This window comes from Streptomyces capparidis, from assembly GCF_054782095.1.
The window spans coordinates 142,831-155,974 of the sequence record NZ_BAAGTD010000006.1; the positions used below are offsets into that span (position 1 = coordinate 142,831).

General features: G+C 67.0%; 11 protein-coding genes and 2 pseudogenes. 8 read left to right on the plus strand and 5 right to left on the minus strand.

What is annotated here, in order from left to right; translation table 11 throughout:
* Positions 1-464 precede the first annotated feature (464 nt).
* Positions 465-830, plus strand: a complete 366-nt coding sequence (locus ACYVO2_RS07775; protein WP_461006870.1) for a DUF3761 domain-containing protein — start codon at positions 465-467, stop codon at positions 828-830.
* A gap of 61 nt (positions 831-891) precedes the next feature.
* On the opposite strand, the gene ACYVO2_RS07780 is transcribed toward ACYVO2_RS07775, so the two are convergent.
* The 3 genes from ACYVO2_RS07780 to ACYVO2_RS07790 form a co-directional block, all read right to left on the minus strand.
* Positions 892-1,371 (minus strand): ASCH domain-containing protein, encoded by a 480-nt coding sequence (locus tag ACYVO2_RS07780; protein ID WP_461006871.1) that lies wholly within the window; start codon positions 1,369-1,371, stop codon positions 892-894.
* On the minus strand, positions 1,368-3,425 hold the full coding sequence (locus ACYVO2_RS07785; RefSeq protein ID WP_461006872.1) for a GNAT family N-acetyltransferase: 2,058 nt from the start codon (positions 3,423-3,425) through the stop codon (positions 1,368-1,370). Before ACYVO2_RS07785 ends, ACYVO2_RS07780 begins: the two co-directional genes overlap by 4 nt.
* Positions 3,426-3,931: 506 nt before the next feature.
* Positions 3,932-4,066 (minus strand): hypothetical protein, encoded by a 135-nt coding sequence (locus ACYVO2_RS07790; protein WP_461006873.1) that lies wholly within the window; start codon positions 4,064-4,066, stop codon positions 3,932-3,934.
* A gap of 254 nt (positions 4,067-4,320) precedes the next feature.
* On the opposite strand from ACYVO2_RS07790, the gene ACYVO2_RS07795 reads away from it, so the two are divergent.
* The 4 genes and pseudogenes from ACYVO2_RS07795 (at position 4,321) to ACYVO2_RS07810 (ending at position 7,656) form a co-directional block, all read left to right on the plus strand.
* Positions 4,321-5,295, plus strand: a complete 975-nt coding sequence (locus tag ACYVO2_RS07795) for a hypothetical protein (RefSeq protein ID WP_461006874.1) — start codon at positions 4,321-4,323, stop codon at positions 5,293-5,295.
* A gap of 406 nt (positions 5,296-5,701) precedes the next feature.
* A pseudogene (locus tag ACYVO2_RS07800) lies at positions 5,702-6,124 on the plus strand (nucleotidyl transferase AbiEii/AbiGii toxin family protein); the annotation flags it as partial.
* A gap of 519 nt (positions 6,125-6,643) precedes the next feature.
* The gene (locus tag ACYVO2_RS07805) at positions 6,644-6,988 is read left to right on the plus strand and encodes a transcriptional regulator (RefSeq protein ID WP_461006875.1); all 345 of its coding nucleotides are present in this window, start codon (positions 6,644-6,646) and stop codon (positions 6,986-6,988) included.
* A complete protein-coding gene (locus tag ACYVO2_RS07810) occupies positions 6,985-7,656 on the plus strand; it encodes a nucleotidyl transferase AbiEii/AbiGii toxin family protein (protein ID WP_461006876.1) in 672 nt (223 codons plus the stop codon). The genes ACYVO2_RS07805 and ACYVO2_RS07810 overlap by 4 nt, the downstream gene beginning before the upstream one ends.
* A gap of 1,105 nt (positions 7,657-8,761) precedes the next feature.
* Here the strand turns inward: ACYVO2_RS07810 and ACYVO2_RS07815 are convergent.
* Together ACYVO2_RS07815 and ACYVO2_RS07820 are read right to left on the minus strand one after the other, a co-directional pair.
* A complete protein-coding gene (locus ACYVO2_RS07815; protein ID WP_461006877.1) occupies positions 8,762-9,100 on the minus strand; it encodes an XRE family transcriptional regulator in 339 nt (112 codons plus the stop codon).
* Positions 9,097-9,345 (minus strand): annotated as a pseudogene (locus ACYVO2_RS07820) (type II toxin-antitoxin system RelE/ParE family toxin); the annotation flags it as partial. The gene ACYVO2_RS07815 and the pseudogene ACYVO2_RS07820, both read right to left, overlap by 4 nt.
* A gap of 672 nt (positions 9,346-10,017) precedes the next feature.
* Here ACYVO2_RS07820 and ACYVO2_RS07825 point away from each other — a divergent pair.
* The 3 genes from ACYVO2_RS07825 to ACYVO2_RS07835 are packed head-to-tail and all read left to right on the plus strand — an operon-like array spanning position 10,018 to position 13,117.
* Positions 10,018-10,893 (plus strand): hypothetical protein, encoded by an 876-nt coding sequence (locus tag ACYVO2_RS07825; RefSeq protein WP_461006878.1) that lies wholly within the window; start codon positions 10,018-10,020, stop codon positions 10,891-10,893.
* Positions 10,890-12,017, plus strand: a complete 1,128-nt coding sequence (locus tag ACYVO2_RS07830; RefSeq protein WP_461006879.1) for a serine/threonine protein phosphatase — start codon at positions 10,890-10,892, stop codon at positions 12,015-12,017. Before ACYVO2_RS07825 ends, ACYVO2_RS07830 begins: the two co-directional genes overlap by 4 nt.
* Positions 12,014-13,117, plus strand: a complete 1,104-nt coding sequence (locus ACYVO2_RS07835) for a protein kinase domain-containing protein (RefSeq protein WP_461006880.1) — start codon at positions 12,014-12,016, stop codon at positions 13,115-13,117. The genes ACYVO2_RS07830 and ACYVO2_RS07835 overlap by 4 nt, the downstream gene beginning before the upstream one ends.
* The last annotated feature ends 27 nt before the right edge of the window (positions 13,118-13,144 follow it).

The following is a 13,144-nucleotide window of genomic DNA, read 5'->3' on the forward strand; positions in this document are numbered from 1 at the left end:
CTTTTGCCCGCCGTAGCGAACAGCTGGAGCATGCCAAGACCTGCCTCGTCCGATCTGCCCAGACAGCGCACCAGTGGTTCACAATGCGAGGCATGCCGCCTAGATACAGTCCCTCTCGGAAGCGCAGGGCAGCCCTGCGCTGCGGGCGCCCAACCAAAAAGGGGACTCCGTGCAAGCTGCCCCAGGAGATAGGTCGAGGCTGTCGATACCACGCCACTGAGGCTGAGCATATAGCCGCCGCAGAAGAGGCGAGGGCGCTGTCCGAACGGGCAAGGCAGCGCGCAGAGCGCGAGCTGCGGACAATCCACGCATGCCTTACTCTCATCGCCCTGACACTGCTGGCCAGCCTGGGCGCCTGCGCTTGGGACGCCTGGGAGGAGGGGCGCCGAGAGGCCACATGCCAGCTACACCGGGACAGGGCCCTGTCGCTGAGCGATAAGGCCCGCGCCGTCCACGTTCCCTTGGTGTACGCAGCTGACCCAAACGTCAGCATCCTGCAGCTTGGGAACGCACTCCCCGACGACCTCGGTGATCCTTATGCCGTGTCCGCCACCGAGCTGGACATATCGACGGCTTACTCCAAGAAACGGGGCCTTGCTGGAAAGGCCGCTCAGGTCGTTCTCGGACACCGGGAGTGTTTCAGTGACGACTTCATCACCGATGCTGCTCACATAGAGCAGGCGCCCACCGAGGTGACCCGGGTGGAGATGCCCTCGGCCGCTCACTGCCGTGACGGTTGGCCTTCCACCTCCATCGGGCGACAAGGCGCGTGTTCCCACCATGGCGGTGTTGTGCCCGCCCATCCGTGGGCCACCTTATTCTTCGATTGATCACGCCCTGGGGAAGCAAACGGCTGGAGAAGGCAAGCCCCGAGGACTACAGCCTCACGCACTACGCGGGCACCAGGTCTCTCAGTGCCTCGCGAAGAGCAGTGCCCACCACAGGCCGCGCCGCGGCAAGTTGCCGCAGATCATCGCTCTTCATGTAGCGGTAACTCTGAGGAGGGCGGAAAGCTCCGGCGGCCCGCAGCGCGCTGAGCGGCACCGGTTCCACGAAGGACACCGGGTCCTCCAGCGTGAGGCCACTCGCCTGAGCCGCGCCGCTCATGTAGGCGTCGTACTCGCGACGGGTGATCCCCGTCCGGGCTCGATGCGCTGACCAGACCTCCTTGGGAGAGGCGACGTGGACTGCGGCGATGCGCGCCATGCCCACGAGGGCCATGGTGGGCGCGGTCGCGTAGAGCACAACGGGTGTCCCGGGAGGAGCGGCGACGCGCTGGCGGCGGACCTCCACCGTCTTGCTGCCATCCAGGATCGCGGCGGCGAAGCGCGGGTGGACGGACAGCAGCATCGCGCGTTCCGGCTCGTTCACGTCGTTCGGTGCCCCTCTTTGTAGACCGCCTGGAACAGTTCGTTACTGATCTTCGACAGCGAGATCAGCGACAACGGTAGTCCCAGCCCCTTGGCCAGGGAGGTCAATCGCCGCAGCGTGACCGGCTTGGGGAAAATCTCGGTGTCCGAGAACCTCAATGCCATGGCACGGCCCGAGGCGTCAGCGGCTGCGCGTACCTCAGCCCGACCATATACGCCCAGGTGTTCGAATCTCGAGAAGAGGGTGTCGGGTGTGTCGACGAGTACTTCGTCGAGCCGCGAACCACCCACCACCATCTGGCCCTCCACACCGGCCCCGCCCCTGCTGACGTACCAGAGCAGGCGGGCGGGAACGCTCTCGCCGCGGTGCCCAGAGGAGCGGTAGTAGACGTGCTCCCTGCTGATGCCGAGGACGTCGCTGCGCGGCAGCAGCATGGCGGGGACGTTGAACAGCTCGGTGGACCAGCGGGGCTCGATCGGCACCAGGAAGGACGGCAGTTCGGAGTCGATGACTTTCGCCGGCCACCAAGCTCGCTCCACCAGGGAGGTCACCTCGGCCGGCATTCCAGCGTGGAGGGAGGGCGCCTCCACGGCCAACTCGCGGGCAAGCCCACCGGCCACGGCCTCGACCTCGGCCGCCGTGCCGCACACGTTCACCAGGAGAGCCACGAGTTGCCCGTCATGCTCGAAGAACCCGTCGTCCCCCGCCGCAGCCCTGGCGACCGCGGAGGGGTACGGATCACTGATCCGAAGAATCTCGGCCCCGCAGTCCCTTCCATGGCGCTTGAGCATGAAGAGGAGCTGCCTGGCGAGTGACGCTTCCAGCGGATGACCGGCGGTGCGGAGGATCGGGACGATCAGGGTTCGCCCGTCCAGTGCCCACGCGTAGAGGGCGACCGGGTGGCCTTGCCCATCCCGTAGCAGCTCACGGCGCCATGCGACCATGCCATCGCCAAGGGACCGGAGGCGTGCCGCGAAGGCCGAGCCGTCATCGCTGCCCGACTGGTGGAAGAAGGCAACCAGTTCGTCTTCCGCACCTGGTGGCATCTCGCTGACCTGGAAGTCCGTGCCGAGCAGGTCGGCGGGGCGGTAAACCTGGGCCTGCCGGAGCTCATCCACATGCATCGTCACCGTGGATGGCGAGACCACGCGGACTCGGGCGACCTCCCAGGCCACGTCGGCGAGGCTGGTCAGCAGCGGGTCGCGAGTCGCGAGAACGTAAAGCCCGGCACACGAAGTCTCCGCCACATACCGCAGGCAACGACGTAGCTCTGCGTCGACGGTCAGGTCGGCGAGCGTGCGCGTAGCCGCCTCCAGCAATGCGCTGCTTCGCTCGGCCACGACAGCAGGGTCAGGGGTGAGCTGGCGCAGGCCGTGCAGGGCCGCCCGCTGATGCTGACGCTCGGCCGTGTCCGGGACGTCCCGGATCTGGTGGACCAGCTGCGGGGTGTAGGCCAGTTCGACGAGATCAGTCATCCAGCCAGCTTCCAGTGCGCGAGATTCCTCCGCGTGGCTCGTCTCGGCAAGGCCGCGCAAGTCCGCAAAGACAGCGTGGTCCACCGTCACCAGCAGCAGCGCGTCGCTTTCCGCCTCTGCGAACAGATCGGGGTGCCCAAGGTCCAGCCACCACCCGTCGAGGATCTCGCCGTCACGGCCACGTCCCCGCACCTCACCGCGCGGAACGAAACCAAGACTCCTCCACATACTGCTGAGGCCATAGTCCCGCCGGCATTTGGCCCTGATGCCGAGCCGCTGCGGATACCGTTTCTTGATCGCTTCCACCAGCAGCCGAGCCACACCTCTGCCGCGCCGCTCCTCTGCGACACACAGATGCGCAAGGCGCACGTGTGCGCTTCTCTTCGGTAGTCCGAGCAGCGCATACCCGATTACCTCATCGGCCTCCAGGGCGGCCACAAGCCCTCCATCCTCCGCCGCCTGCCGGTACGCAGGGGGCTTCATCAGCCCTAATGTCCTGGTGTATCGATCGCCCAGCGCCACGGCCTTGTTGATCAACTCGTCCTGCACGGACGAAACCCACAGCACCTTGATCGCCATTGCTTCCCCTCCGGAAGGACTGGCAAAGGCCAGCTTCAGCTCCCCGTCAGCGCGGTCAGTGAAAGCTGATCGCAACTCGGGCCGTTACTCAAGAGGGCAGGAGAGAGCGGACCTTTGATTGGTGCACGCTCGCGCTGAGGCTTGAGTCTTCGGCCGAGCGGCGGCTGGTGGCACTGACAAGGCAGACAACACGCCTGCCCGCCGCATCGCACAGGTCGCGCAGTAACCCGGCTTCGTTCCGGACCAGCCCGACCGAGGACGAACCCGACCGATGCATCCCCGGCCGAGACACCGTGCGCACCTGGCTCATCGGATGGGCCACGGAGAGCACTAGCGGTCGCCACGGGAAGCAGGTCGGACGTCGGCCGACGTATCCGGCGATCCGACCTGTGGAGGAATGACGGGGCCGGGAACACACTGGACCACGGCCCCCTTTTCCGTTTCGCACAGGCCCTTGTGATCGCAGTGGAAGCAGGAGTCGATCATGCAGCTGCCACTCACACGCTTCACATCAGCATCCTGGTCCCGAGGACGGCGAACGCGAGCGGCCGCTGGTGCCAGCGTGGCGAGTCGTACTCCAGGATGGCATGCTGGAGCTCGGCAGCGTTGTCGATCTTGTTCGGGGGCGACGCAGTCGCCACGGTGATCACCCCTGCCCCTTACGGCGTCGAAGACCAGCCGGTGACCTCACCTATGCATGGGACCGTCTCCTGATCGCCCCTGCCCCTACCGGGCCCCGCGCCCCGGTCAACTTCACCGGACTCCGCCCCCATCACCCCAGAGAAGGATCACGTCGTGGCTGAGGTGGTCGGCTCCGGAACCACCTTCCAGTCCCGATGTCAGAGGTCTCTGCTAGCGTCCCCGCAAGTCGTCTCACTGGTCTTGCGAGGAAAATATGGCCGAGTCTGTTGAGCACACGTTCCTCTCCGAAACCGCGCTCAACATCATGGAGGAGTCCGCCAACGCACAACTCTTCGGCTGCCGGGAATCCGGCCGTAAGAAGTTCGACTTTTCGTGTGACCTGACGAAGAATTGGACCCGCGCCGTTTCGGGTCAGACGCTATGGAAACATGATCGAGATGGCATCGATAAGGATCTTCGAACTCTCCTGACGGATGACGAGTCCACTGCGGCGGTCTATATCGCCCGAGATGCAGTTGCAATCCGCGGGCGCGTGGAAGAAATCATCCAGGACTACAGGCGATCACCTCTGCGGCAAAACCTCTCAAAGCTACGGATATTTTGGGTCCCGGCAGACTTTGATGCTGACGACGAAAAAGCTCGAACGGTGGTGCGAGCTGGGCTACGCAATGACGTGTACCGCGACCTACTCATGAGAGTTGCCTTGGGCGGTATCACCTCTCAGGACGTCCGCAACTTCACCATATCGGGGCGCCTCGGCCTGCCTGTTTGGCTACTCGCCCAGCTCAGCAGAGACGAGTATCTGGGCAACTATACAAGAGCATCAAAGCGCTACGGAATCGGAATTCCGAGCCTGAAAGAAGAAATTCTCAGGCTCGAGCTAACAGGGATCCTCTCGCGCGAAGAGGATAAATACTACGGCTTACTCCAAGTCACCGAAAAGGGTCGCTCCATGCTCGAAGTCTGCGCCCGACTGCACGAATACCTCTCAGGGAAGAGGAAGGAAAGTGAGGAGTTTCTCTACATTTGCAAGCTACTCGGTATCGATTTCACTACACTCCACCCCGACGGCAAAGTCGACTTCTCATTCTACGAGGACAACCAGGACAACATTCCCTTTGGGCATGCCGCAGATAACACGGCACTGATGCTCTCCTGCCTGTATTACACTTCACAGAACGGCCCACTTGAATGGGACAGCTGCCACTTTGCACCACCTGATAGATGATGTTGTCGCTGCACCGCTCGGTGTCGAGGGCAAGCAGTGGCACGATCGCGCTCGGGCTGTCATCAACGCAGCAGCCCTATCCAAGTTGCTTGGGATACGAAGAGGTGGTGACGCTGAGTCGGGCTGTACTCCGTGGCTTCAACCAGCCATTATGGGGTGGCCTCAAGATTGAAGACACGCTCTGGGCTCGCGCAAGCAGGCGGGTGCTGCCCGAGGCGCCAGCAGCTTACGGGCCCTCGATCTCTCATCCGTGGCAACTCCCGCCCAGAGCCTCTCCACACCACCCGCTCTGCACGCTGTGGAACGCTTGCCCTGATGCCGCAAGCGTGCCCGATGCTGTGGTGAACCGCAGACAATCAGGGTGACGAGGGCCCGCCCGGTGGAACCTGAAGCCTCCTATTCCAAGTTGATCCTGACCGACCCCAGCAGCGGTGGCGAGTGCGAGGTCGACATCCTGAAGGAGACCATCTGGCGCCCGCCCGTGCAGACGGAACACGGTCCGGTGCTCTCCCTGGAGGACGTCGTCGGCACCAAGGTCCGCGCGCTCGCCGACCGCGGCCTCGCCCGTGACCTCATCGACGTACACGCCGCCGCCAGCCACTGAAGCCCGGTCGAGCTGTAGGAACTCGGCCGACGGCACGCCCGCGACACCTTTGACCTCTCCGACCTTCAGGCCCGCCTCGAGGGCGCCGAATGGATCGACGACATTGAGTTCGCCGCCTACGGGCTCGGCGAGAATCAGATCCTGGAAGTTCGTCAGTGGGCTCAAGTCTGGACCGACGACATCGCCGAGCGACTCCTCGAAGCGGTCGCGGAAGAAGACGACTGAGGGCCCCGGCAGGCAACCGCCGGCGAGTACGGGCAACTGCGTCACTGCGGCAGGACACTCCTCGGCCAGGCAAGACTGCGGAGCCTGGTTCCATCCCATGTGGATCGTCTACCGCGATGTCGTGCCCCATCCGTGCCCTCCAGTGCGGACAGCAGCGGTCAACGGCGGAGTCAGCATGCCCCTTCCATCTGTCTCCGGCGGAGGATATGCCTAGGTCAGGTGCTGTTCAGCCACCAAGGCGCCCTTGATTCCCAAGCTCAGAGCGCGGGTTCGATTCCCGTCACCCGCTCCAAAGAAAAGGCTCAGGTCAATGACCCGGGCCCTTTTTGTTGTCTAGACCGCATTGAGCGTCGCGCACCAGATCCGCACCAGATACCTCGTCATCCGGCTTTTCAGCGGCCCGCCGCTCCGCCCGCGCCGTGGCCCCCGGCCCGGCGGCGGCCCTGCCGAGGCCGGCATGGCTTGTCTCCCCGCGTCACTCGGCGTCCCCAGGAGAGTGAGGTACGGGATAATCCCCCCATGGCTACGCCCACCGTCTCCGAGCTCCGTCGCGCCAGGTTCGCGAGGCGGCTCCCCGCCGATCTTTCGGAGTTGGTCGGACCTGCCCACGGCACCGTCCGGCTCCCTCTCCATCTGGCCTGGTCAGGGCTGACCCAGTTCGACCTCGACCAGCCCCGGCTGCGGATGAGCTTCTACCGGATCCTTCTGGCCGAGGGCGTGCGTGAGGACCTGGCGCACTACCTCAACCACGATCTGCTGATCACTCTGTGGCCTGTGCTCCGCACCTTGGTCAGCCGCGACATCCGCGACACCTGGGAGAACGCCTTCAGCGAGCTGGCTCACCCGACCCGGGCGACCGCGTGAGGCTCACCGACCTGCACCGACGGCTCCTCGAGGATCTGCTCGCCGTGGGGGACGTGTATCCGCTCGTTCTCACGGGCGGCTATGCCGTACAGGCCCACGGGCTGGTCGACCGGCTCAGCCAGGACCTGGACGTCGCCACGGAGAATCCCGAGCGGATGGAGGACATCGCCGACACCGTGCGCAGAGGGCTGGAGGAACATGGCTGGCTGGTGCGGGCCGTGGAGACCGATCCGCTGTCCGCGCGGTTGATCGTGACCGACCCCGGCAGCGGTGGCGAGTGCGAGGTCGACATCCTGAAGGAGACCATCTGGCGCCCGCCCGTGCAGACGGAACACGGCCTGGTGCTCTCCCTGGAGGACGTCGTCGGCACCAAGGTCCGCGCGCTCGCCGACCGCGGCCTCGCCCGTGACCTCGTCGACGTGCACGCCGCCGCCGGCCGCTGGAGCCCGGTCGAGCTGGAGGAGCTCGGCCGACGGCACGCCCGCGACACCTTTGACCTCTCCGACCTTCAGGCCCGCCTCGAGGGCGCTGAATGGATCGACGACGTCGAGTTCGCCGCCTACGGGCTCGGCGAGGATCAGATCCTGGAAGTTCGTCAGTGGGCTCAGGTCTGGGCCGACGACATCGCCGAGCGACTTCTCGAAGCGGTCGTGGAAGAAGACGATTAGGGCCCCGGCCAGGCCCAATTCCGTCCCATGGGGATCGCCTACCGTGCTGTCGTGCCCCATCCGTGCCCTCCAGTGCGGACAGCAGCGGTCATCGGCGGAGTCAGCACGCCCCATGCACGTGCCCCTGGCAGAGGAGATACTCCCAGGTCAGATGCTGTTCAGCCGCCAAAGCGCCGGTAATTCCCAAGCTCAGAGCGCGGGTTCGATTCCCGTCACCCGCTCCATGCAAAAGCCCCAGGTCAATGACCCGGGGCCTTTTTGTTGTCCAGACCGCATTAGGCGTCGCGCACCAGATCCGCACCAGATGCGTGAGCCCTGGACTTCTCAGCGGCCTTCTCCCTCTCGGTCTGCACCTCGGCGTCGAATCCAGCGGCAACCGCTCGCTGCCGACAGGGCACGCAGGGCAAATGCAGCCAAGCAACCCCTCAACCTGGCATGACTACTCCATGCACATCTGGGGGGAGCTCGCCAACGGGCCGCGCAGCGATCTGCGCAGGCACGTCTGGCACACCAGTGAGTAGGTACGGGATCTCGATCCTGAACGAATCTCCGCACATCACGCCAAACACAGCGGACATCACCAAAGTCCGCCAACAGTCCCCGAACCTGTCGAAGCAATATCCGCACGATGCCCACGATGACAACGGCCCCGAGCCCTATGGCGATGCACCGCGTCAGCACTTTCCTCACCTCAGGCCCCAGGCTGCCCGCTACGAAGATCAGAGTCTGTACCACAGATGCGACATTTTGCGCTCTCCGACCCCTCGCCGCCACGGTGTGCATGCTCTCAATGCCAGAAAGTGACCGATGGTCGCGGAAGGCTCCCACGGATGCAGAGTCACCGCACCCACGCCCCGACCCCGGCTGCAACGTCCCGCTCGCGTCCGCAGTGCGCCCATAACATCGGAAAACCGAGAGCGACACAGGTGCGAATAACACCTTCAGCCCGCTTGGATGCACTGTATGCGCAGTTCAGCAATACAGTGATCGGCCGAACATCTGCGATCCCAGACTCAGAGCGCGGGTTCGATTTCCACGCCGCTCCAATGAAAGGCACGGCGGATGGCCCGGGCGTGAGCAGTTTGGCCAGGAGGGTTGCTACCTCTCAGGCGACCGTGCACTCGGCGTCTCCGGAGTCCGCGACGATACGCAGGCGACCACCGAGGGCTTCCACATAGGAGCGCAAGGTCGCCACCTCGGCGCGGTCGATATCACCGTGTTCAATCGCCGACACGCGCGGCGGCGAGACACCCATCGATGCGGCCACCTGCCGCTGTGTGAGCGGTTGGTCCTGTCGGATCTCCGCGAGCTTGTGAGCGCGCAACTCTGCCACGAGCCGCTCCATTGCCGCCCGCTTCTCCTGCTCCGACCTCACGGGTAGACCGGCGACCTCACGACGCTCACGGGCCTTGCGCTTGGTCTCGCTCCAGCTCACCGTGCTCATTCGTACTCCCTGATGCCCAAGTCAGCCAGATGCTCGCGGTAGCGCCACTCCGCGAGCGGGACGTTGGCGTCGTACCACCCTCTCCAGTTGCCGGCCTTGTCACCAGCCACCAGCAGCACCGCCCGGCGGATCGGATCGAACGCGAAGAGGACGCGGATCTCGCTGTCCCCGGAGGAGCCCGGCCGCAGCTCCTTCAGGTGGTGGTTCTCGGCCCTCTTGATCCGGTCCACCAGCGGACGACCGAGTGTGCGTTAACCATCGGGCTCCGGATGTCGGTGTTCCCACTCTTTTGAGGGATCTCCGTCGCACTGATGCCGCTTCCCGTTGGTCGAGGCAGCACCCGGACAGATGGCGCACGCGCCGGTCGTGCCCCAACCGTGCCCTTCAGCCTGGTCAACCACGGTCAACAGGGGGCACTCCACGCACCTTCGCAGTGTGCCCTCCGACGGCATTTCTCCTTGGTCAGGTCCCATATCGATCTCAGGGCGCCGTCGATTCCCAAGCTCGGAGCGCGGGTTCGATTCCCGTCACCCGTTCCATGGAGAAGTCCCAGGACCAGGACAAAAGCCCGGGGCCTTTTGTTGCCATACCGCGCCATGCCTCTGCTGTCGGGTGAGCGGCCATGCCGCCATCGCGGGGGTTACCTGACCAGTCCCCCACGTCGGCGATCACCGCCAAGCTCTGCGGCGACCGAGTGCACCTGATCGCGCTGTGAGGCGAAGGGGCCGCGAGGCCGTCGGCTGACGTTCACGTCTGCGACGGCGAACAGTTCGGTCGCGGGCGGCGTATCGGCGCCGGCCGCACACCAGTTCCCCCTTCGGTCTGCTCGGGAGGGGTCCCGAGCAGGCCGTGCTACTCAAGGGTGAGCAGGCCGGCGGGGACGGGCCGGCCGTCGGGCGCCGTGGGGAGGAACGGGGATGGCGGCGGAGCAACTGACGTACGACCCCGTGGTCCGTGGTCAGTCGTTACCGGGGTCACGCCTGCTGGATCCGCTGCGGCCACCGCCGCCCGGAAGGACGCTGGTGCTGGTCCCGGACGCGGGTCCGGCGCTGACGGTCCGGTCCGGGGAACGCGTGCCGGACGTGCGGCTCGGCGTGTACCGGGGGATATACCTGGTGGACACGGCGGAGCACCGGCTGGTCCTTCCCCTTCGGCTGGAGAGCAAGGACGCGGACTGTTTCTTCCGCTGCCGCGCCACCCTGACGTGCCGGGTCGTCGACCCGGCAGCGGTGGTGGTCCGCGGCATCCGTGACATCGGCAGTACGGTGTACGGCCCGGCCCGCGCGGTGCTGGGCGAGGTGGCGCGGCATTACGGCGCCGGACGGCTCCACGAGGCCGAGAAGGCCATGGGCGCCGCGCTGCGGGCCTTCACCGGGGACCCGGCCGTCCGGCTGCGCGACCCCCGGGTCGAACTGCGGCTGGACGACGGTGGTGAGGAGCGCCTCGACCGCCCTCGGCGCAGCCGGGTGCGCGGCCGACGGTACGCCGGAGCCGACGCTGCCGGGGCGGAGACGGCGACGAGGCGGGACGCGGCGGCGGAGCGTGACGCGGCGGCGGGCCTGAACGTGGTGACCGGGCCGGATGGGGTGACCGGGCCGGATGGGGTGACCGGGCCCGGGGAGCCCCGGGTGCTGCGGGGCGAAGTCGTGGCGCGCACGGACGAACCGGCCGTCCCCGCCCCGGAGCCCGGCGCGGCCCGCCGCCGGGCCAGCAGGGTGCGCGGGGCCGCGCCCCGGGGCGGCGGGCACCGGTACACCGAAGGCCACGGCAGTGGGGGCGGTGACCGGCCGTGACGATTCCCCCGAAGGCCGTCAACGTGCCGGGGCGCGCCGCCGCCGACCGGGCCCGGTCCTCCCAGTTGGCCCGGGCCTCCCATCTGACCTGGCCGGGCGGCGCCGGCCGACTCCGGGCACTCACCGTGTGGACCGAACGCCGACCCGGCCACGGCGAGGACGCCGAACCGCTCGTCATCCACCACCGGCCCACCGGCGAAGGGCTGCTGGCCGTGTTCGACGGCTCGGGCGGCTCCGGGGCCGCGCCTGCCTGGCTCGGGCCGGACGGCGAGACGCGCACGGGCGCCTGGGTCGGCGCGCGAGTGGCCCGGCTGGGTACCGAACGCTGGTTCCGCCGCGTGGTCGAGTCCGCGGAACCAGACACTCCGGAACGGCTGGCCGACCATCTCCGCCACACGCAGCGCGCGGCACTGCCGACGGTCCGAAGCAAGATCGTCGGTTCCATGCGGCGTGCCCTGCCCACCACCTTGGCGGCGGTCCGGTACCGCTTCGGCGGCGAGAGCGGGGGGCGCGCGGAGGATGAGGGTCTCGTCCGGTGGCAGGCCCTGTGGGCGGGTGACTCCCGTTCTTACGCCCTGCTGCCCGCGAGCGGGCTGCACGCGCTCACCCGGGACCACACCCACGAGGACGACGCGCTCGCCCAGCTCCGGCAGGATCCGCCGATGACGAACGTGATATGCGCCGACCGGCCGTTCACCATCTCCGCGCAGCCGGCGCACGGGCGCGGCGAGTTCCCGCTGCCCTGCGTGCTGCTGTCCGCCACGGACGGCTTCTTCGGCTACGTGCTCACGCCCGCCCACTTCGAGTACGTGCTGCTCGAGACGCTGGTGACAGCCGGTGACATGGCCGAGTGGGCGGAGCGCCTGCGGTCGGCGGTGGAAGGTTACACGGGCGACGACGCCTCCCTTTCCCTGGTGGCACTGGGCTTCGCGGACTTCCGCCGGCTGCGGGACGTCTTCCGCGAGCGACACGGGACCGTGCTGCGGGAGTACGTGGACAGCGCTCCGCCGCCCGGCGGAGAAGACGGCCAGGACAGCCTGCGCCGCTGGCAGGAGGGGACTTGGCGGTCCTACCGGGCCGAGTACGAGAAGTGCATGCCGCCGCTGCCGGAGGTGCGCGAGTGAAGACGGGCGACGTGATCGGCGGCTACCGGGTCGTCACCGAGCCGACCAACGCCGGCGGCGGCAAATGCATGTGGGCCTTCGCCGAAAGGGACGGCAGGGAGTACTTCCTCAAACGCTTCCTCGAACCCAAACGCCCCCGTGAGGGCTCCGGCAGCGCGGCGAGTCGGCGGGTCCGGCTGGAGGCGTGCCGTGACTTCGAGGACCGACACAACAGCATCATGCGACTGCTGCGGCCGGACGCTCCCGGCGCGGGCAACCTCGTCCTCGCGACCGACTTCTTCCACGAGGGCAGCACCTACTACAAGGTGACCGAACGGATCGACATCACCAGCCTGGACCGGCCGCAGTCGCTCGACCCCCGCCGGAAGTCGGTGCTGCTGAAGACGCTGGGGACCAGCCTGCGACTGCTGCACACCATCGACGTGGTGCACGGCGATCTGAAGCCGGCCAACGTCTTGGTGCAGAAACGGAAGAAGGCGGCGTTCCACACGGCGAAGCTCATCGATTTCGACGACTCATACCTGGCCGGGAACCCCCCGGGGCGGGAGGAGGTCGCGGGAGACTCGCTGTACGGGGCGCCGGAATGGCGGCGCTATGTGCAGGGCGACGAGTCCGTCGAGGGCCGGGACCTGACCACGGCCGTGGACATCTTCGCGCTGGGCCTGATGACCCACTATTACCTGACCGGCTCGCTGCCCGGGTACGACGCCCGCTTCGGTTCTCCGGCGGACGCCGTCATCGCGGGCGATCCGCTGGTGGTCGACGAGCGGCTGGATCCCTCGGTCCGGAACCTGGTGCGAGCCATGACGGCGCCCGATCCGGGTGCCCGTCCCACCGTGGCCACCTTCCTGGCGGCGCTCCAGGACCCTCAGGTCTGCGCCCTGGTCAAGCCGCGCCCGAAGCGCGAAGCCGAGGACGCCGGAGGGAGCGGTGGGCGCGTCGGGAGCCGCCTCCGGATCAACCTGCCCAGCGGTCCCGAGTCCGCTCGACCGGCGGACACCGAGGCGGACGTGGCGGCCGAGGCGTCGCGGAGGTCCAGAGTCCGCATCAACCTCGGTGGCCGGCCCGCCGACCGTTCGGACACCCCTTCCACCGCTTAGTCGGACAGCCGAATCACCGGAGACGAG

Excerpts from the sequence above, each read along its gene's own strand:
- ACYVO2_RS07785 (WP_461006872.1), bottom strand. The coding sequence starts at position 3,425 with ATGGCGATCAAGGTGCTGTGGGTTTCGTCCGTGCAGGACGAGTTGATC.
- ACYVO2_RS07795 (WP_461006874.1), top strand. The coding sequence starts at position 4,321 with ATGGCCGAGTCTGTTGAGCACACGTTCCTCTCCGAAACCGCGCTCAAC.
- ACYVO2_RS07805 (WP_461006875.1), top strand. The coding sequence starts at position 6,644 with ATGGCTACGCCCACCGTCTCCGAGCTCCGTCGCGCCAGGTTCGCGAGG.
- ACYVO2_RS07815 (WP_461006877.1), bottom strand. The coding sequence starts at position 9,100 with ATGAGCACGGTGAGCTGGAGCGAGACCAAGCGCAAGGCCCGTGAGCGT.
- ACYVO2_RS07825 (WP_461006878.1), top strand. The coding sequence starts at position 10,018 with ATGGCGGCGGAGCAACTGACGTACGACCCCGTGGTCCGTGGTCAGTCG.